Consider the following 18,068-nt stretch of genomic DNA (forward strand, 5'->3'; position numbering starts at 1 on the left):
CGGTTCGCGACGAGCACCTTGGAAATACGTGCACTACTCATCGAAATGTCTTCCCTTTTCTACAGTTTCAGTAGCCTGCGTTGACCAGGACGGCAGCGGCGGCTACTTGCCGACGCAGAATGAGGGCGGGAGTGCCCCACGAATCGTTATCGGACGCGGGCGCTTCCGCCGCGGAACCGGACGAGGCGATCGCAGCGAACACTGCGAGCACCGCGGCGATGTCCGTGTCGCTCGGGTTGCCTGTGAACGTCACGGCCGGCGCCGCCGGCGGCTCCTCGGCGATGCCGGCGCCCAGCGCGATCTCGTCGAGCACCTCGTCGACCACCAATTCCGCGGTCAAGGTGCCGAATGATTCGCCGCCGCTCACAGCGGGATGTTCCCATGCTTCTTGGGCGGGAGGGTGACCATTTTGCGTTCGAGCAGGCGCAGGGCGGCCACGATCTGTCCGCGGGTGTGGGACGGGGGGATGACGGCGTCGACGTAGCCGCGTTCGGCGGCGACGTACGGGTTGACGAGGGTGTCCTCGTATTCCTGCTGCAGTTGCAGGCGCAGCGCGTCGACGTCGTCGCCGTTCTTGGCGGCCTCGAGGAGGCGTTTGCGGTAGACGAATCCGACGGCGCCGGACGCGCCCATGACGGCGATCTGGGCGGTGGGCCAGGCCAGGTTGACGTCGGCGCCCATGTGCTTGGAGCCCATCACGTCGTAGGCGCCGCCGTAGGCCTTGCGGGTGATGACGGTGATCTTCCCGACGGTGGCCTCCCCGTAGGCGTAGAGCAGTTTCGCGCCGCGGCGGATGATGCCGTTGTATTCCTGGTCGGTGCCGGGCAGGAAGCCGGGGACGTCGACGAGGGTGATGATGGGGACGTTGAATGCGTCGCAGGTGCGCACGAAGCGGGCGGCTTTTTCGGAGGCGTCGATGTCGAGGCAGCCGGCGAACACGGTGGGCTGGTTGGCGACGATCCCGACGGAGCGGCCGTCGACGCGGCCGAAGCCGACGACGATGTTGCCGGCCCGTTCGGCCTGGACCTCGAGGAATTCGTCGTCGTCGAGGATGCGGCGGATGACCTCGTGCATGTCGTAGGGCTGGTTCGCCGAGTCCGGGATGAGGGTGTCGAGTTCGAGGTCCTCGGCGGTGAGGGAGTCTTCGATGGACCCGGTGATCGGGTCGGTGGGCAGCATCCGGGGGGCCGCGGCCTGATTGTTGCTGGGTAGGTAGGACAGCAGGTCCTTGACGTAGTCGAGGGCGTCCTGTTCGCCGGAGGCGACGTAGTGGGCGACGCCGGACTTGACCATGTGGGTGTGGGCGCCGCCGAGGTCTTCCATGGTGACGTCTTCGCCGGTGACGGTTTTGATGACGTCGGGGCCGGTGACGAACATCTGGGAGGTCTGGTCGACCATGACGACGAAGTCGGTCAGGGCGGGGGAGTAGACGTGGCCGCCGGCGGCGGGGCCCATGATCAGGGAGATCTGCGGGATGACGCCGGAGGCCTGGACGTTGCGGTGGAAGATTTCGCCGTACAGGCCGAGGGAGACGACGCCTTCCTGGATGCGGGCGCCGGCGCCTTCGTTGATGCCGATCAGGGGGCGGCCGGTCTTGAGGGCGAGGTCCATGACCTTGACGATTTTTTCGCCGTAGATTTCGCCCAACGAGCCGCCGAAGACGGTGGCGTCCTGGGAGAACACGCAGACGTCGCGGCCGTCGACGGTGCCGTAGCCGGTGACGACGCCGTCGCCGACGGGGCGGTTGTCGGCGAGGCCGAAGTTCACCGAGCGGTGCCGGGCGAGGGCGTCGAGTTCGACGAAGCTGCCGTCGTCGAGCAGGGCGGTGATGCGTTCGCGAGCGGTGAGTTTGCCCTTGGCGTGGACCTTCTCGACCGCGGCTTCACCGCTCGGGTGCTGCGCCTCGGCCTGACGATTACGCAGGTCGGCGAGCTTTCCCGCCGTCGTGTGAATATCGGGCGTACTCGCCGACTCCGCCGCGCTCGGCTCCTGAACAGTGGTCATGACAGGTCAGCTTAACGAGAGCCGGCGAGCTTCTGCCAAGGGAGGTGGTCAGGCGGCGGGTTGCCCGGACCCGGCTACTGACCAGTACCTTTTCCGCCTCGTCTTAGGCTGTGGTGATGTGGACCGACCTGAACCGACCCCCTCTCAACGCCGACAATCTGCGTGCGGCGCTCGTCCGCGGTGACGACGACAGCGATACCCGCAGGTTCTGGGCGCGGCTCGACGTGGTCCAGGAGACCGGGTCCACCAACGCCGATCTCCTCGCGCGGGCCGCGGCGTCGGACAGCGACCGGCACGTGTTGCTCGCGGAGTTCCAGGGCAGCGGCCGCGGCCGCCACTCACGCGCCTGGGTGAGTCCGCCGCAGGCGCAGATCGCCGTCTCCGCGCTGTTGACGATGCCGGGCATGAGCGTCAACGACATGGGGTGGCTGCCGCTGCTGACCGGAGTCGCCGTCGTCGACGCGCTGCGGGCCGTCGCGAAGGTGCCCGCGGACCTGAAGTGGCCCAACGACGTGCTGATCGACGGTCGTAAGGTCGCCGGGATCCTCGCCGAGGTGTCCGCCACCACACCGGATCCCGCGGTGGTCGTCGGGATCGGACTCAACGTCAGCCTCACGCGGGACGAACTTCCGGTGACACACGCGACGTCGCTCGTGCTCGAGGATGCCGAGGTCACCGACCGCGACACCCTCGTGCGGGCGGTGCTCCGCGCGATCGCCGATCGCTGGCAGCAATGGCACGACTCCAACTGGGACGTCACCGAAATCGCGGAGGCTTACCGCGCGCGCTGCGGCACGCTCGGTCAGCGGGTGCGTGCCGAACTGCCCGGCGGGCGCGAACTGATCGGGATCGCCACGGACGTCGACGCCGAGGGGCGGGTCGTGATCGCGCCCGACGGGCAACCGGGCACCGTCGCCGTCTCCGCAGGTGACATCACACATTTACGCCCGGTGCGCACCGAGTAGTGCGACACTGTGGTACATGAGTACCTCAATTCCGGAGTCCTCCGTCACCGCAGCCCGGCGCACGTTGACCGGCCTCACGGTGGTGCTCGGTCTGCTCACCCTGGGACTGGGCATCGCAGTGCTCGTCTGGCCGCACGTCACGCTCACCGTGGTGGCCGTCCTGATCGCCATCCAATTCTTCGGATTCGGCATCGTCCAGATCATCCGGGCGTTCGCCGACGTCGACGCCGGGGGCGGTGCACGAACCCTGCTGGGCGTATCCGGTGCTCTGGCAATACTTTTGGCGTTCCTCGTACTGCGGAGCCCACTCCAGACGGTCGTGATCATCGCGCTCGTCGTCGGCGCGTGGTGGGTGTTCCGCGGTGTCCTCGACATCGTCGCGGGAGCGTCGGGTTCGGTCGCGGATCGCGGGCTGACCATCGTGCTCGGGGTGATCAGCGTCGTCGCCGGGGGCTTCGTGCTCCTGCAGCCCGAACTGTCACTCGAGGTGTTCGTGATCGTGGTCGGCGTGTGGATGGTGCTGTACGGCATCATCATCGTCATTACCCCGATCGTGCTCAGCCGCATGCGGTAGAGGCACACTCTTCGCATGGGATATCCGGAGGACGCCCTTGCCGAGGACGAGGAACTGCTGCTTCACCGTCATCCACACTGGAAGATGCTGTTGCTCCCCGCCGTCACCTTTCTGCTGGCAACGGCCGTGGCGGGTTTCGCGGCGGGCTTCGCCGAGAACAAGCTGGACGGCTCCGCGCTGAACGTCGTGCTCGTCGTCGTCCTCGTGGTGTGGCTGGGCCTCGTCGTATGGCGCTGTGTCGCGCCGTTTCTCAGCTGGAAGTTCACCCACTTCATCGTCACCGATCGTCGCGTACTCATCCGCCAGGGTGTGATGACGCACACCGGGATCGACATTCCGATGGGGCGCATCAGCAACGTCCAGTTCCGGCACGGCCTCCTCGACCGGGTGCTCCGTACCGGAACGCTGGTCATCGTGTCGTCCTCCGACGATCCACTGGAATTCGACGACATCCCCGACGTCCAGCGCGTCCACTCGCTGCTCTATCACCAGGTGTTCGACGCGATGGATCTCCACCGCGAACGAGACCGAGACGACCCGCGCGGCGACGCCGACACCGGCAAAGGCTGGTAACCGGTCACAGCCGTCTGCGCACCTCCGTACGCTGTGGAGGTGACTGCTGTATTGCTTGCCGAAGATGACGAAGCCATCGCCGCCCCGCTGTCGCGGGCACTGGGCCGGGAGGGATACGACGTCACCATCGAGCAGACCGGCCCGGCAGCGCTGGAGCAGGCGCTCGACGGATCATACGACCTGTTGATCCTGGACCTCGGACTCCCCGGGATGGACGGGCTCGAGGTGTGCAGGCAAGTGCGCGCCCACAGTTCGGAACTGGCGGTGCTCATGCTCACCGCGCGCACCGACGAGGTCGACTTCGTCGTCGGACTCGACGCGGGCGCCGACGACTACGTGGGCAAGCCGTTCCGGTTGGCGGAACTGATGGCACGGGTGCGCGCCCTGCTGCGCCGCCGCGGCGGCGGCGAGGATTCCGTCGTCGAGGTCGGCGGGATCCGACTCGAACCGGCGGCCCGGAGGGTTCTCGTGAACGGAACCGAGATCGCCCTCGCCAACAAGGAGTACGAGCTTCTGCGGGTGCTGCTCGAACACGCGGGACAGGTGGTGTCCCGCGACACCATCCTCGCGGAGGTGTGGGGCGACGTGGAACTGCGCGGCTCGAAGACACTCGACATGCACATGTCGTGGCTTCGCCGGAAGATCGGTGACGAGGGCCCCGCCGCCGAGCGTCGCATCGCGACGGTCCGCGGCGTCGGTTTCCGCATCAACACCGACTAGGCGGGGTAGTGCGCCGCAGAATTCTCCAGTCGATCCTCGCAGTCGTGATCCTGACGGCGCTGCTGCTCGGTGTGCCGCTCATCTACACGGCGTGGTTGTGGGTCGAGGATTTCAATCGGAGCGATCTTCAGGTCCGCCTCGATCGGATGGCGACGGAGATCATCACCCAGGAGGGCATCAACGGCGTCGTCGAGGGCGATCTCGACACGAACTCGCTGCGTCTGCTGACGCCCGCCGGGGGCCGCCTGGTGGTGGTCTATCCGACCACCGACGACGGCGCCGCCCGAGTGGACATCGGCGAATCGTCCGTGCAGTCGCCTCTCGTGGAATCCCTCGCGATGGGCACGTCCGGTTCGCTCCGCCTCGAGGTGCCGTCCGACGAGATGCGCACCCAGCAACGGCAGGCGGTCGGTGCCGTCGCGCTGCTGGTGCTCGTATCCATCGCCGCAGGCACCGTAGTCGCCTACGTCACGGCGAAGCGGCTCGCCGATCCGCTGCGGGACGTCGCCAACCGGGCGGCCCGGCTCGCGGAGGGCGACTTCCGGCCGGACGTGCGACGTCACGGCATCCCCGAACTCGACCGTGTCTCCGACGTCCTGGATTCCGCGACCGTCGAGATCGCGGGCCGGCTGCAGCGCGAACACGCGCTCGTCGCGGACGTCTCCCATCAGCTCCGCAGCCGCCTCACAGCTGTCCGTCTCCGGCTCGACGAGCTGTCCGTGCACTCGGATCCCGCAGTCGTGGTCGAGGCCGACGAGGCGATGGCGCAGGTGGACCGTCTGACCGTCGCGATCGACGAACTGGTCCGCTCGTCACGCAGCAGCGGCACCGAGACCCACGTGTCGGTGATCCGGGAACTCAGCGTGGTCATCGCGGACTGGAAGCGGCCGTTCGAAGACGCGGACCGCGAGCTGGTGCTGCGGGGGGACACGAACGTGATGGCGTCGACCACCGGTTCCCGGCTCCGCGAGGCCGTCGCGGTGCTCGTCGACAACGCGCTCATGCACGGGGCGGGGACATGCACCGTCGCGGTGCGTCTGATCCAGGGTCAGAATCTCAGGACGCCCGGCGAGGAGACGTCGCCCCGGGAGACGATGGTGTGCGTCGAGGTGTCGGACGAGGGGGTCGGGGTCAGCAACGACCTGGCGCCACACATCTTCGACCGTGGGTTCTCGGGGGCCGGTTCGACCGGTGTGGGCCTGGCGCTGGCCCGTGCACTCATCGAGGCGGACGGCGGCCGGCTGGAGCTGCAGCGTCGCCGCCCGGCCCTGTTCGCGATCTTCGTTCCCATCGCGCGCGAACACGTGCCGACGCGAGTCACCGGGACCCGGGAACCGCGCTGACGATCAGGAGTGGCCGAACTCTTCCTCGACGGCCTCGTCGACGAGATCCGGATCGATGATGTGCACGTTCTCGTCGGGGAAGGCGAACCGGCGGAGTGCCCAGAAGCGGAACACCATCTGCAGCAGGTTTCCGATGATGTAGTTGAGCACGAAGTCGACGACCACCAGCGTGGTCAGGTTCTCCTGGCTGGCACGGATGTCGAACACGTTGTTGGCGATCCACAGGGGCGCGGCGGCGAGGAGCACGCCGATCCCGCTGATCGTGAAGAACAGCAGGGCCTCGTGGTGTCGTTCACGCCCACCACGGTTCTTGAACGACCATTCGCGGTTGAGAATGTAGCTCAGGACGGTCGCGAGAATTCCGGACAGAACTTTTGCGACTACGGGCTTCTCTTCGAGGATCGTCAGGCTCAGCGAATAGAAGATCGCGAGGTCGAAGATCATGGTGGTGCCGCCCACAATCGCGAACTTGATCAGTTCGTGATGCCGCAACGCGAGAGCCCGAAAAGGCTGGGGAACGCGTGCTAGGACGCCGTCGACAAATGACACAACGGATGAGTTTACGAAAGTCCGACCGAATACCACCAATTGGCGGCGAGATCATCAGGAGAATCACAGAAACTGCGGTCCGGCACCTCGGCGGCGGAACCTCGCGCCGGACGTGACAAACTAGTGACCCGTGACCGGCAACTCTGACTCCACACCGCGTCCCACGACACCCCGCGATCTGACCGCCGGGCAACCCGTCGTGACGATGATCGGTGGCGGCCAACTCGCGCGGATGACCCACCAGGCCGCGATTGCGCTCGGCCAGACCCTGCGGGTGCTCTCCGGCACCGCCGACGAACCCGCGGCGCAGGTGACTCCCGACGTCGTCCTCGGCAGCCACACCGACCTCGGCGCGCTCCGCAGGGCCGCGGTCGGGTCGCACGCGCTGACCTTCGACCACGAGCACGTGCCGACCGAGCATCTCGACGTCCTGGTCGCCGAGGGTGTCAACGTGCAACCGCCGCCGACCGCGCTCATCTACGCGCAGGACAAGCTGGCGATGCGCCGCAAGCTCGCCGAACTCGGCGCACCCGTTCCGGCGTACGCCGAGGTGACCTGGGCCGAGGACGTCGTCAAATTCGGCGCCGAACACGGATGGCCGGTCGTGATCAAGGCCGTCCGCGGCGGATACGACGGTCGCGGCGTCTGGATCACCGACGATTCCGACGAAGCCGAGCGCATCGTCACCCGGCAACTCGACCAGGGTGTCTCCCTCATCGTCGAGGAGAAGGTCGAGATGCGGCGTGAGCTGTCCGCGATGGTGGCGCGGTCGCCGTTCGGGCAGGGCGCCACGTGGCCCGTCGTGGAGACGGTGCAACGGCACGGACAGTGCGCCGTCGTCCTCGCCCCCGCCCCCGCACTGCCCGACTCGGTCGCCGAGGCCGCCGAGGAACTGGCGCTCCGCATCGCCTCCGAACTCGGTGTGGTCGGCGCGATGGCCGTCGAACTGTTCGAAACCACCGACGGCGCGCTCGTCGTCAACGAACTCGCGATGCGCCCGCACAACTCCGGCCACTGGACCATGGACGGTGCTCGCACCTCCCAATTCGAGCAGCACCTGCGCGCGGTCCTCGACTACCCGCTCGGCGACACCGCACCGCTCGCGCCGATCACGGTGATGGCGAATGTGCTCGGTGCGCCGACCGCCCCCGAGATGAGCATGGACGAACGCGTCCACCACCTCTTCGCCCGGATGCCCGACGCGAAGGTTCACCTGTACGGCAAGGGTGAACGTGAGGACCGGAAGATCGGCCACGTGAACATCGTCGGCGGACCCGGCTCGATCGACGACCCCGAGTACGTGGCGCGGGTGCGCGAGCGCGCCGAGCGCGCCGCGCACTGGCTCTCGCACGCTGAATGGACCGACGGATGGGATATACACGGTGAGTGACACGGCAGCACGACAGGGCGCACAGGTCGGGCTCATCATGGGCAGCGACTCCGACTGGCCCACCATGGAGGCCGCCGCGGAGGCGCTCGCCGAGTTCGGTGTGCGCTTCGAGGTCGGGGTCGTCTCCGCGCACCGCACACCGCAGCGCATGCTCGACTACGCGAAGGACGCGGCCGGCCGCGGCATCCAGGTGATCATCGCCGGCGCCGGGGGCGCCGCCCACCTACCGGGCATGGTCGCGTCGGCCACCCCACTGCCCGTCATCGGTGTGCCCGTCCCGCTGAAATACCTCGACGGCATGGACTCGCTGCTCTCGATCGTGCAGATGCCCGCAGGCGTCCCCGTCGCGACCGTGTCCGTCGGTGGCGCCCGCAACGCCGGTCTGCTCGCCGTCCGCATCCTCGGCGCCTCCGACCCCGCCCTGCAGCAGCAGATGGTCGCGTTCCAGGACGGGCTCGAGAAGATGGTCCTGGACAAGGACAAGGCACTGCGCGACAAGCTGCTGGGCTGAGTATCCTGCGCCGGTGAAACGCAGCCGCGGTGTGCCGATGATCCGCGCTTCGCGGGGGAACGCCCAGTCCGCGGCGATCACACGGCTGGCGTTGGCGTATGCCCGGCTGTGGGGCGCCCGCATCACGTTCGACGCCGAGTACGGCATCTTCGTGTGCAGCGGGATGCGGGGTGGGTACGCGCGCGGCGGGACGACGATCGGCGGTGCATTTCTCACCGGCCGGGACCCGGCGAGAGCGCTCGTGCGACACGAAGCGGTCCACGCCGACCAATGGGCTACGTACGGGTGGACCTTCGCGCTGCGGTACCTGTCCGAGGAGTTGCGGCACCGCGGTGCCCGCAACAGGTTCGAGATCGCCGCGGGCCTCGCGGACGGCGGCTACCGGGAGAGCTGACGGGTGATCTTCTCGGTGTCCACGCGCCTCGACCGGGCTGCGGGGTCGGCGTTGGTGACCTGCACGAGCGACGCGCCGGCCGCGAAGACGGCCACCAGACCGTCGATCAGGGCGTCGGGGGAGTCCCACGCCTCTTCGGAGAGCACCCGGTCGGTACCGGTGATCCCCTGCGATTCGGCGGAGGCGAGCGCTGCGGCGAGAACGTCGTCGACGCTCTTGCCCGCCAGTGCGGGTCCGGCGACCGTCGGCCGGAACTGGTCGCCGTGGACGCGCACGGACGTGGCGTAGTCGGTGATGCCGACGGGGAGGTCGGGGACGGGCCTGCCGAACGCGTCCAGCGACAGCGCCGCTACCTCGGGTACGTCCTCGACGTCGCCCAGGTGCTGGGCCGAGACGAGTGCGATCACGGCGTCCGCATCGGGTTCGAGCACGACCTCGGCGCCGGCCCACCATGCGCCGAGCAGAACCGCGGCGGTCTGCCAGTGTGCGGGAAGGAGCATCGCGACGCGAGCGCCGGGCTCGACGCCGAATTCGTCACGCAGCAGGTTGGCGGTCTTGGCCGCCCAGTTGGCGAGCGTGAGGGCCGAGAGTTCGACCCGTTCGCCGGTGGCGTCGTCGTAGAAAGTGACGCGCGGTCCGGCCGGGTCGTTCTTCAGGATGGGGTCGAGCAGGGCGTCGGTCAGCGTGCGGGACGCATGGTTCATGGACACGATCCGTCTCTCGTTTTCTAGTTCACACAACGCGGGCCCGACGAGCCGGCATCGATGGGCGGGCCGGGCGGTGCCGGGGTGGGGGTCGTTCCGGCCGTGGACGCGGGCTCGAGGCCTGTCTCCGACGACTCGGATGACGTGGTGGTGCTGGTGGTCTCGGCGGACGTCGGGCCCTGGTAGTCACCCGACAGCACCACCCGCACCGAGCCTTCGGGCAGTGTCGCGTCGGTGTCGGTGGGGAGTCCACCGAGTGCTGCGGCGACCGCCTTGGCGCTGTCGTCGTCGGCGGAGTGCGCGAAGACGGTGGTCTCGCTCACCGACGCGCCCGTGTAGTTGCCGACCTCACCCTGGCCGTAGCCGAGCGACGTCAAGGCGTCGGCGACGCCGTTCGCGAGGCCCCCGACGTCGCTGGCATTGGCGACGTCGACGGTGACGGTCGAGGCGTCGATCTCGGGGGTCTCGGACGTGGTGGTGTCTTCCGAGTCGGTGGGTTCCTCGCCGACGAGACCGGCCACGTACTTCTTCACGTCCTTCGGCTTGACCTCGACGATGGACTCGCCGTAGTCGGTCATGCCGTTGAGATCCGCGACCGGAATCGTCTCGAACTGCACCTTGCCGCCGGCGAGGTCCTGCAGTTGGGTGGCGAATTCGATGATGTCCCAGTCGTCGTCGAGCACGACCGAGCGTTGCACGGCGCCGCTGAGTTCGTTCAGTTTGCCCGGGTCGCTGAGAGTCTTCGCGGACAGCACCTTGCCGACGAGCGAGGCCATGAACACCTGCTGACGCACGATGCGGTCGAGGTCGCCGCGCGGGAGGTCGTGGCGCTGACGCACGAAGCTCAGTGCGTCCGCCCCCTTCAGGGTCTGCTCACCGGCGGGGAAGTGCGCGCCGGACATGTTCTCGTCCACCGGTTCGTTGAGGCAGACGTCGACGCCGCCGACGGCGTTGGTGAGGAGGACGAACCCGAGCAGTCCGACCTCGGCGTAGTGGTCGACGGTGATCCCGGTGAGATCGGCCACCGATTGGATGAGCGCCTCACGGCCGGCCTTCGTCGACTCCTCCTCGGCTTCCTTGTCGGTGGCTCCGTCCTCGACGAGTTGGAGCCGCTCGGTCTCCTTGGTTGCGCCGTACGCGGCGTTGATCTTCGACATGCCGATGCCCGGCACGTCGACGTAGGAGTCGCGGGGGATCGAGATGGCGGTGGCGGAGCTTCCGTCGTTGGGAACGCGGATGAGGACGATGGTGTCGGTGTTGGACGCCACTTCTTCGCCGGCCCGCAGCGAGTCGAGTTCGTCCTGGGACAGGGGGTTGCCGTGGGCGTCGGTGCGGCTGTCGGTTCCGACCATGAGAATGTCGACGGCGCCGTCGGCGCTTCCGCCGAGTCCCAGACCGCCCGCGGTTGCCAGATTGTTGCGCAGCGAGTCGATGCTCCGCCAGGCGAATCCCGTCACGACGAGGGCGAGCACCGACAGCACCGCCACAGCGATGTGAATCGGCCGCCGAGCCGTGCTCAGGGGTGCGTCTGGTGGGGGTTGCTCGTGTGACACGGAAACCAGGCTACTGGTCGACGCGCCGGGAGCAGGGAGGCGTCGATCGGCGTGCCAGACTGACCCCCGTGACGAACATCCTTGTGACCGGCGCCCGGGGACAGCTGGGTGGGCATCTTCTCCGGCGGGCCGCGGCGACCGGAATCCCGGCTCGGGGTGTGGGGTCGGACGAGCTCGACATCACCGATGCCGACGCGGTGAATGCGCAGGTCGAAGGTGGATCGGTGGTGATCAACTGTGCCGCGTACACGGCGGTCGACGCTGCGGAGTCGGATGAGGACACCGCCCGGGCGGTGAACGAGCTGGGGCCTGCGAATCTGGCGGCGGCGTGCGCCCGGGTAGGTGCCCGGCTGATCCATGTGTCCACCGACTACGTGTTTGCCGGGCAGGGCGACACGCCGTACGAGGTGGACGCTCCGACCGGTCCGGCTACTTCCTACGGACGCACCAAACTCGCCGGCGAACGCGCCGTCCACGCAGCACTTCCGTCCGCCCATGTCGTGCGCACCGCATGGGTCTACACCGGGGTCGGCTCCGACTTCGTCTCGACCATGCTCCGGCTCGAGCGTGAACGTGACACGGTCGACGTCGTGGACGATCAGGTGGGCTCGCCCACATTCGCCGGCGACCTGGCCGGCGCGCTGCTCGAACTCGCCGGTCGCAGCGACGTCGACGCGCCGGTGCTGCACGCCACCAATTCGGGACGGGCGAGTTGGTTCGACCTCGCGCGCGCCGTGTTCGAGGAAGCAGGCGCGGACCCGCAGCGAGTGCGGCCGTGCACGAGTGCCCAGTTCGTGCGGCCCGCCCCTCGACCGGCGTTCTCGGTGCTGTCCGGTCGCGCCTGGGCCGATGTCGGGTTGACCCCGTTGCGGCCGTGGCGAGACGCGTTGCATGCCGCCCTGCATGCAGCGGTGTGAGGCGGACCCTCTCTCAACGGCTACGCTTGCCCGCGTGAGTTCGAAGCTGGCCGTGGTGACGGTGACCTTTTCGCCAGGTGAGCATCTGGAGCAATTCCTGGGCACTCTCGCCGAGGCGACGAAAGAAGATCCGCAGGTCGTGATGGCCGACAACGGATCGACGGACGGCGCCCCCGAGGCCGCGGACGCGGCGCACGACCACGTGCGCCTGCTGCGCACCGGCGGGAACATCGGCTACGGCGGTGCCATCAACAGGGCTGTGGCGGAGATCGACGACGAGATCGAGTTCGTCGTCATCGCCAATCCGGATGTTCGCTGGGCGCCCGGATCGATCGACGTACTCCTCGCGGCCGCCGAGCGCTGGCCGCGAGCGGGGGCGCTCGGACCTCTCGTTCTGGAACCCGACGGGAGCGTCTACCCGTCGGCGCGCCAGGTGCCCGACCTCGTGTCGGGGGCAGGGCACGCGATTCTGGGCACGGTGTGGCCGTCCAACCCGTGGACTGCCGGCTACCGCCAGGAGAACGAGACGGTCAGTGAGCGGTCGGTCGGCTGGTTGTCCGGTTCGTGCCTGCTGATGCGGCGGGCGGCCTTCGACTCGATCAACGGCTTCGATTCCCGCTACTTCATGTACATGGAGGACGTCGACCTCGGCGACCGACTGGGCAAGGCCGGGTGGCTCAACGTGTACGTGCCCTCCGCCGAGGTCACCCACGCGAAGGGGCACGCCGCGGGCAAGCATCCGGAACTGATGCTGCCCGCTCACCATCAGAGCGCGTACCGGTTCCAGGCCGATCGTCATCCCCACTGGTGGCAGGCGCCGCTGCGGTGGGCACTTCGGGGAGGATTGGCAGTGCGGTCGAAGATCGCCGTGGCTGCCGCGGTCCGGGAACGACGCACGAACCAGAACGAGGGGGGAACGACTCATGGCAATTGAGAAGACGACCGATGCAGTGGTGCTGGTCGGCGGTAAGGGAACGAGGCTTCGCCCGCTGACGTTGTCGGCGCCCAAGCCCATGCTGCCCACGGCGGGTCTGCCGTTCCTCCAGCATCTGCTCGCGCGGATCGGGGCGGCCGGGATCACGCACGTGGTCCTCGGCACATCCTTCAAGGCGGAGGTCTTCGAGGACTACTTCGGCGACGGCTCGAAGCTGGGACTCGAGATCGACTACGTCACCGAGACCGAGCCTCTCGGCACCGGTGGCGGCATTCGCAACGTTCTGCCGAAGCTGCGTGGTGACCACGCCATGGTCTTCAACGGTGACGTCCTGGGCGGCACCGACCTGGGCGCGATCCTCGACACCCACCGGAACCGGGACGCGGACGTCACCCTGCACCTCGTGCGGGTGGGGGATCCGCGGGCGTTCGGCTGCGTGCCCACCGACGCCGACGGCCGGGTCACCGCGTTCCTCGAGAAGACGCAGGACCCGCCGACCGACCAGATCAATGCCGGCTGCTACGTCTTCAAGCGCGAGATCATCGAACGGATCCCCGAGGGACGCGCGGTGTCGGTGGAGCGCGAGGTGTTCCCGTCGCTGCTGGCCGAGGACGCCCGCGTGTACGGACACGTCGACTCCTCGTACTGGCGCGATATGGGCACCCCCGAGGATTTCGTGCGCGGTTCCGCGGACCTGGTGCGGGGCATCGCTCCGTCGCCTGCGCTCGACGGTCCCCGCGGCGAATCGCTCGTCCACCCGGGTGCGGGTGTCGCCCCGGGTGCGCTGCTGATCGGCGGAACCGTCGTCGGTCGCGGCGCCGAGGTGGGTGCGGGCGCACGACTCGACGGCGCGGTGCTGTTCGACGGCGCCGTGGTCGAGGCGGGAGCGACCGTCGAACGGTCCATCATCGGTTTCGGGGCACGCATCGGGCCGCGGGCTCTGGTGCGTGACGCGGTGATCGGTGACGGAGCCGACATCGGCGCCCGATGTGAACTCCTGCGCGGCGCCCGGGTGTGGCCGGGAGTGACGTTGCCCGACGGCGGGGTCCGCTTCAGCACGGACGTGTGAGAGATCAACGTATCCCTGCCCTGAAGGGCGGGTTTGCCAGTCGCGTCCCCGACTGGCTGTCAGGCGCGCCGACTGTAGGCCGGTTGATTAGGCGGCCCAATAGCCGTGCGTCGTGGTCATGTACTTCACGTACCCCAGGTAGCCGATGTTCAACGCGGCATTGTGATCTGCCTGATCGACATGTCCACACACCCGGCACACAAACCGATCCTGTGTGATCCGGTTCGCCTTGTCGACGTGCCCGCACGGGTAGCACGTCCGCGAGGTGTTCCGCGGGTTGATGACCTCCACAGGGACACCCACCGACGCGGCTTTGTAGGTGACGAAGTCCCGCAACTGTGCATACGCCCACGAGTGCAGTTGTTGCCGCTGTGCCTTGGCCAGCCGTACCCGCTCGCGGATCCCGGAAAGGTCTTCCAGGACGATTCCACGTGCAGTCCCGGCTCTACCACGCAACGCTGATCGGCTACCTCCGGCCATGAAGGGCCCGGCTTCCGCCGAAGCGCTGGTGAAGTGACGCACGGCTTCACACGCTGAGTGGCGCTCGACGATTCGTTCACGGAGGGATCGGCGATCCGGACCCGAGGCGTCCCAACGGATTACGCGGACGATCGGATCGGGTTGCCGAGCACCTTGCGGCCGTTCGGGGGATCTCGGCTACGCCGACCCGGCGATCTGGGGAACATCCTCCGGCGACCGTATCTCGGCGAAACGCCCGACGTCGGAACAGCGCCCCTAGCGCAGTCCGGCCAGGTGTACGAGCTGGTCGATCGTGGACTTCTCCGCGTTCGGCGGCAGTGCGTCCACCGGCCACCAGCGGAGGTCCGTCGATTCGGAGCTGCGCACGATGTGGGCGTCGGGACGCGCGCGGACGAGGAACCGGAGATCCAGGTGCCGGGTGGGCTGTCCGAGTGAGCACGTGATCGGGTGGGTGTGCGCCGACAGCAGGTCGGGATCGATGCGGAGGTCGGGAATTCCCGATTCCTCGCACGCCTCCCGCAGCGCGGCGTCGACGACGGTCTCGTCGGAAGGCTCGCAGTGCCCGCCCAATTGGATCCACCGGCCGACCCGGGGATGCAGGGTCAGAAGCACGTGACATCCTCCCTCGTCCAGGACGAGGGACGACGCCGTGATGTGTCCGGGTGCGTGCTCACGCAGGCACCCGAGCGGCGCCGACGCGAGGAACGCGAGCATGGTGTGGCGCAACGATTCGTCGTTCTCGTCGAGCGTTTTCCAGCCCTCGAGCGCGGCGGTCGCGGTGCGGTGTAGTGATTCGGCGCTCATTGCGCGTGGGTCATCTCTCGATCAGGGCGTCGCCGGGGTCGGCGGCGTGTCGGGGGGTGAGTGGTTCGAGGGGGTGGCCGACGGCGACCGCGCCGAGTGGTTGCCAGTCGGCGGGCACGTCGAGGGTGCTGCGGACGAGGTCCGGGGCGAAGATCGTCGACCCGATCCAGCAGCTGCCGATTCCCTTGGTGGCCAACGACACCAGCAGTGCTTGCACTGCGGCACCGGCCGCGACGGTGAACATCGTCGCCTCGGCCGCCTGCCGGCGCTTGTCGGGGTAGCTGTGGGCGCCGTCGGGGACGCAGAACGGGATGATCACCACCCGCGCCGCCACCGCGTCTGCGCTCATCCCGTCGGCGGCCAGGTCGGTGCGCCACTGCTTCCGCATCCGGGTCAGCAGTGCGTCGCGGACGGCGGGGGTGCGGACCCACACGAAACGGACCGGTCGGGTGTGGTGCGGTGCGGGCGCGGTCAGGGCGTCCGCGAGAGACGCCCGCACCGCATCCGGATCAACCGGGTCGGTCGCGAACTGCCGGACCGAGCGGCGCAGCAGCAACGCCTCCGCCCGCCCCATCTCGACCGATTCGGTGGTGCCGAGCCAGAACAGGTCCTCGGCGCCGCGCCGGATCAGATCCTGTGCCCGCGAACCGTCGTCGACCAGATCCAGGCCACGCACGACCGCGACCGGTACCCCGCCGAGTTTGCCCTTGACCAGATCCCCCGCCGCGGCGATCTCGTCGGCGACCGCCACCTCCGTCACCACCAGTTCGTTGCCCTGACTGTCGCGGGACCCGGCGTACCCGTGCAACACCGGAAGCCCGGCTGCGCCGATCGCGGCGTCGATCTGGCCGTTGCGCCACGCCCGGCCCATGGTGTCGGTGACCACCACCGCCACCCGCACCCCGAGCGCCACCTCGATCGCATCGCGCAAGGTTCGGGCGCTGGCATCGGGATCCTCCGGCAGCAGCGCCAGTTCGGAGCCCTCCACGTTCGAGCCGTCGATGCCCGAGGCGGCCTGCACGATCCCGAGCCGGTTCTCGGTGATCAGGGTCCGGCCCTTGCGGGCCACGACCCGGACCGCTTCCTGCTCGACCAGCCGCCGGCGGGCGGCATCGCGTTCGTCCGGGTCGGTCGGCGAGGACACGATCCGGCCCTCGACCTTCGAGAACACCTTGCTGGTGACCACCAGCACGTCCCCTTCGGCGAGCCACGGCGCGGCCGCGACCACGGCTGCCGCCAGGTCGTCGCCGGGCCGGAACTCGGGCAGACCGATCACCGGGCGGATCTCGAGCGCGCCGCCCGGGGCGTGATCGAGCCGGGCGGAACCGGTGCGGTCGCTCACAGCGTCACCCCCGCCACGTCCAGCGCCGCCCGCACCATCGCGGCGGTGGCGTCAGGGTCGGTCATGATCAGCGGCACCCGGGCCACCTCGACACCGGGGACCTCGGCGGTGTCGGTGTCGTGAACCAGCCAGCCGTCGAGGATCCCGGTCCCGGACCGGGCCCCGTACCAGCGGCCGATCGCCTCCGCGGAGGTTTCGACGCCGATCACGTCGAGGCATTCGTCGGCCATGCCGCGCAACGGTTTTCCGCCGACGATCGGCGAGATCCCGACCACCTTCGCCGCGGTGGTGCGGAGCGCACCCCGGATCCCCGGCACCGCCAGGATCGCCCCGACACTGACCACCGGATTCGACGGTGCCAGCAGCACGATGTCGGCGGTCTCGATCGCCTCGAGCACCCCCGGCGCCGGGGCGGCCTGCTCGGCGCCGATGTGCGCGAAGCTGTGCGTCGGGACCTGGGCGCGGTACCGCACCCACCACTCCTGGAAGTGGATCGCCCGCTGCTCCCCGTCCTCGGGATCGGTGATCACGACGTGAGTTTCACTACGATCGTCGGTCACCGGCAGCAGCGTCACACCCGGCTGCCACCGGTTGCACAACGCCTCGGTCACCGCCGACAACGGATACCCCGTCCGCAGCATCTGCGTGCGGATCAGATGCGTCGCGATGTCCCGGTCACCGAGCCCGAACCAATCCGGTTTCGCACCGTAGGCGGCGAGTTCGGCCTTGGCGTTCCAGGTTTCACCGGCATGCCCCCACCCACGCCCGGTGTCGATGCCGTCCCCGAGGGTGTACATGCAGGTGTCCAGGTCCGGGCAGATCCGCAACCCGTGCATCCACACGTCGTCACCGACATTGACCACCGCGGTGATGGAATGACCGGAACCGGCACCCCCACGACCGGGCGCATCGACCCCGAGCAACCTCCGCACACCTTGCAGGAACCGGGCCCCGCCCACCCCGCCAACCAATACAGTCACGTTCACGATGCAAGCCTAGGCGGTGGCCGCCCGCCTCCTGTGGGCTGCTTCCGCGGAGCGAATCGAGAGCGCGAAATAGTAATCGACTTTCGACGGTTAGCTTGACCGCGACACGCTGGGCGTGTCTAATCACAAATATGTCATTCCGACGTTGTGGGCGTGGAATCACTTGCAGCGGGGATCAATTCGAACGGTTGTTCGAAGGGGTGGCAGGGGTGTTCGGTTCGGGGTACATGATCGATCGAAATTTTCTGCGCTATCA

Annotated in this window: 19 protein-coding genes and 1 pseudogene; 11 read left to right on the forward strand and 9 right to left on the reverse strand. The window is 68.3% G+C overall.

All coding sequences use genetic code 11. From position 1 onward, the window contains the following. Window positions 1–67: 67 nt before the first annotated feature. Both AZG88_RS42000 and AZG88_RS42005 read right to left on the reverse strand, forming a co-directional pair. Entirely contained in the window at window positions 68–367 is a 300-nt protein-coding gene (locus AZG88_RS42000; protein ID WP_005247234.1) for an acyl-CoA carboxylase epsilon subunit, read from the reverse strand. Continuing rightward, entirely contained in the window at window positions 364–2,004 is a 1,641-nt protein-coding gene (locus AZG88_RS42005; protein ID WP_061701058.1) for an acyl-CoA carboxylase subunit beta, read from the reverse strand. The genes AZG88_RS42000 and AZG88_RS42005 overlap by 4 nt, the downstream gene beginning before the upstream one ends. A gap of 116 nt (window positions 2,005–2,120) precedes the next feature. On the opposite strand from AZG88_RS42005, the gene AZG88_RS42010 reads away from it, so the two are divergent. The 5 genes from AZG88_RS42010 to AZG88_RS42030 are packed head-to-tail and all read left to right on the forward strand — an operon-like array spanning window position 2,121 to window position 6,179. Beyond that, window positions 2,121–2,969, forward strand: coding sequence for a biotin--[acetyl-CoA-carboxylase] ligase (locus AZG88_RS42010; RefSeq protein WP_005239995.1), 849 nt, complete (start codon window positions 2,121–2,123; stop codon window positions 2,967–2,969). Between the two features lie 16 nt (window positions 2,970–2,985). Further along, window positions 2,986–3,543: an HdeD family acid-resistance protein gene (locus AZG88_RS42015; protein WP_025432275.1), complete on the forward strand. Its 558-nt coding sequence runs from the start codon at window positions 2,986–2,988 to the stop codon at window positions 3,541–3,543. Between the two features lie 15 nt (window positions 3,544–3,558). Further along, a complete protein-coding gene (locus tag AZG88_RS42020; protein ID WP_061701059.1) occupies window positions 3,559–4,116 on the forward strand; it encodes a PH domain-containing protein in 558 nt (185 codons plus the stop codon). Window positions 4,117–4,155: 39 nt separating this feature from the next. Further along, the gene (locus AZG88_RS42025; protein ID WP_061701060.1) at window positions 4,156–4,836 is read left to right on the forward strand and encodes a response regulator transcription factor; all 681 of its coding nucleotides are present in this window, start codon (window positions 4,156–4,158) and stop codon (window positions 4,834–4,836) included. A gap of 8 nt (window positions 4,837–4,844) precedes the next feature. Next, window positions 4,845–6,179 (forward strand): sensor histidine kinase, encoded by a 1,335-nt coding sequence (locus AZG88_RS42030; protein ID WP_025432277.1) that lies wholly within the window; start codon window positions 4,845–4,847, stop codon window positions 6,177–6,179. 3 nt (window positions 6,180–6,182) lie between these two features. Here the strand turns inward: AZG88_RS42030 and AZG88_RS42035 are convergent, their stop codons facing one another. Next, window positions 6,183–6,728: a GtrA family protein gene (locus AZG88_RS42035; protein WP_037179117.1), complete on the reverse strand. Its 546-nt coding sequence runs from the start codon at window positions 6,726–6,728 to the stop codon at window positions 6,183–6,185. A 130-nt stretch (window positions 6,729–6,858) separates the two neighbouring features. Between AZG88_RS42035 and AZG88_RS42040 the strand changes: the two genes are divergently transcribed. Genes AZG88_RS42040 through AZG88_RS42050 form a run of 3 tightly spaced genes read left to right on the forward strand, consistent with a single transcriptional unit; the run spans window position 6,859 to window position 9,023 of the window. Beyond that, window positions 6,859–8,118 carry a 5-(carboxyamino)imidazole ribonucleotide synthase gene (locus AZG88_RS42040; RefSeq protein ID WP_061701061.1) on the forward strand — a complete coding sequence of 420 codons (1,260 nt, stop codon included), beginning with the start codon at window positions 6,859–6,861 and terminating at the stop codon, window positions 8,116–8,118. After that, window positions 8,111–8,629 carry a 5-(carboxyamino)imidazole ribonucleotide mutase gene (gene purE, locus AZG88_RS42045; protein WP_005240013.1) on the forward strand — a complete coding sequence of 173 codons (519 nt, stop codon included), beginning with the start codon at window positions 8,111–8,113 and terminating at the stop codon, window positions 8,627–8,629. Before AZG88_RS42040 ends, purE begins: the two co-directional genes overlap by 8 nt. A gap of 37 nt (window positions 8,630–8,666) precedes the next feature. After that, entirely contained in the window at window positions 8,667–9,023 is a 357-nt protein-coding gene (locus tag AZG88_RS42050) for a hypothetical protein (RefSeq protein ID WP_231914387.1), read from the forward strand. Here the strand turns inward: AZG88_RS42050 and AZG88_RS42055 are convergent. Both AZG88_RS42055 and AZG88_RS42060 read right to left on the reverse strand, forming a co-directional pair. Beyond that, complete coding sequence (locus AZG88_RS42055) at window positions 9,008–9,727, reverse strand: TIGR03089 family protein (protein WP_061701062.1); 720 nt, start codon at window positions 9,725–9,727, stop codon at window positions 9,008–9,010. The genes AZG88_RS42050 and AZG88_RS42055 overlap by 16 nt on opposite strands. A gap of 23 nt (window positions 9,728–9,750) precedes the next feature. Next, window positions 9,751–11,280 (reverse strand): LCP family protein, encoded by a 1,530-nt coding sequence (locus AZG88_RS42060; protein ID WP_442971773.1) that lies wholly within the window; start codon window positions 11,278–11,280, stop codon window positions 9,751–9,753. 68 nt (window positions 11,281–11,348) lie between these two features. Here AZG88_RS42060 and rfbD point away from each other — a divergent pair, with 68 nt between their 5' ends. From rfbD to AZG88_RS42075, 3 genes are read left to right on the forward strand one after another with little or no spacing between them, the layout of a single operon-like run. After that, window positions 11,349–12,197 (forward strand): dTDP-4-dehydrorhamnose reductase, encoded by an 849-nt coding sequence (rfbD, locus tag AZG88_RS42065; protein ID WP_082833618.1) that lies wholly within the window; start codon window positions 11,349–11,351, stop codon window positions 12,195–12,197. Window positions 12,198–12,231: 34 nt separating this feature from the next. Then, the gene (locus AZG88_RS42070) at window positions 12,232–13,131 is read left to right on the forward strand and encodes a glycosyltransferase family 2 protein (RefSeq protein ID WP_061043495.1); all 900 of its coding nucleotides are present in this window, start codon (window positions 12,232–12,234) and stop codon (window positions 13,129–13,131) included. After that, on the forward strand, window positions 13,121–14,200 hold the full coding sequence (locus AZG88_RS42075) for a sugar phosphate nucleotidyltransferase (RefSeq protein WP_061701064.1): 1,080 nt from the start codon (window positions 13,121–13,123) through the stop codon (window positions 14,198–14,200). The genes AZG88_RS42070 and AZG88_RS42075 overlap by 11 nt, the downstream gene beginning before the upstream one ends. A gap of 87 nt (window positions 14,201–14,287) precedes the next feature. Here AZG88_RS42075 and AZG88_RS42080 read toward each other — a convergent pair. The 4 genes and pseudogenes from AZG88_RS42080 to cofD form a co-directional block, all read right to left on the reverse strand. Continuing rightward, window positions 14,288–14,638 (reverse strand): annotated as a pseudogene (locus AZG88_RS42080) (zinc ribbon domain-containing protein); the annotation flags it as partial. A gap of 297 nt (window positions 14,639–14,935) precedes the next feature. Next, entirely contained in the window at window positions 14,936–15,484 is a 549-nt protein-coding gene (locus AZG88_RS42085) for an NUDIX hydrolase (protein ID WP_005240029.1), read from the reverse strand. A gap of 10 nt (window positions 15,485–15,494) precedes the next feature. Further along, the gene (locus AZG88_RS42090) at window positions 15,495–16,826 is read right to left on the reverse strand and encodes a coenzyme F420-0:L-glutamate ligase (protein WP_061701065.1); all 1,332 of its coding nucleotides are present in this window, start codon (window positions 16,824–16,826) and stop codon (window positions 15,495–15,497) included. Continuing rightward, window positions 16,823–17,812, reverse strand: a complete 990-nt coding sequence (cofD, locus tag AZG88_RS42095; RefSeq protein ID WP_061041180.1) for a 2-phospho-L-lactate transferase — start codon at window positions 17,810–17,812, stop codon at window positions 16,823–16,825. The genes AZG88_RS42090 and cofD overlap by 4 nt, the downstream gene beginning before the upstream one ends. Between the last annotated feature and the right edge of the window lie 256 nt (window positions 17,813–18,068).

This window comes from Rhodococcus sp. LB1 (genome assembly GCF_001583455.1).
GTDB lineage: Bacteria > Actinomycetota > Actinomycetes > Mycobacteriales > Mycobacteriaceae > Rhodococcus_F > Rhodococcus_F opacus.

Excerpts from the sequence above, each read along its gene's own strand:
- AZG88_RS42085 (WP_005240029.1), bottom strand. The coding sequence starts at position 15,484 with ATGAGCGCCGAATCACTACACCGCACCGCGACCGCCGCGCTCGAGGGC.
- AZG88_RS42050 (WP_231914387.1), top strand. The coding sequence starts at position 8,667 with ATGATCCGCGCTTCGCGGGGGAACGCCCAGTCCGCGGCGATCACACGG.
- AZG88_RS42020 (WP_061701059.1), top strand. The coding sequence starts at position 3,559 with ATGGGATATCCGGAGGACGCCCTTGCCGAGGACGAGGAACTGCTGCTT.
- AZG88_RS42075 (WP_061701064.1), top strand. The coding sequence starts at position 13,121 with ATGGCAATTGAGAAGACGACCGATGCAGTGGTGCTGGTCGGCGGTAAG.
- AZG88_RS42010 (WP_005239995.1), top strand. The coding sequence starts at position 2,121 with ATGTGGACCGACCTGAACCGACCCCCTCTCAACGCCGACAATCTGCGT.
- AZG88_RS42005 (WP_061701058.1), bottom strand. The coding sequence starts at position 2,004 with ATGACCACTGTTCAGGAGCCGAGCGCGGCGGAGTCGGCGAGTACGCCC.
- AZG88_RS42015 (WP_025432275.1), top strand. The coding sequence starts at position 2,986 with ATGAGTACCTCAATTCCGGAGTCCTCCGTCACCGCAGCCCGGCGCACG.
- AZG88_RS42055 (WP_061701062.1), bottom strand. The coding sequence starts at position 9,727 with ATGAACCATGCGTCCCGCACGCTGACCGACGCCCTGCTCGACCCCATC.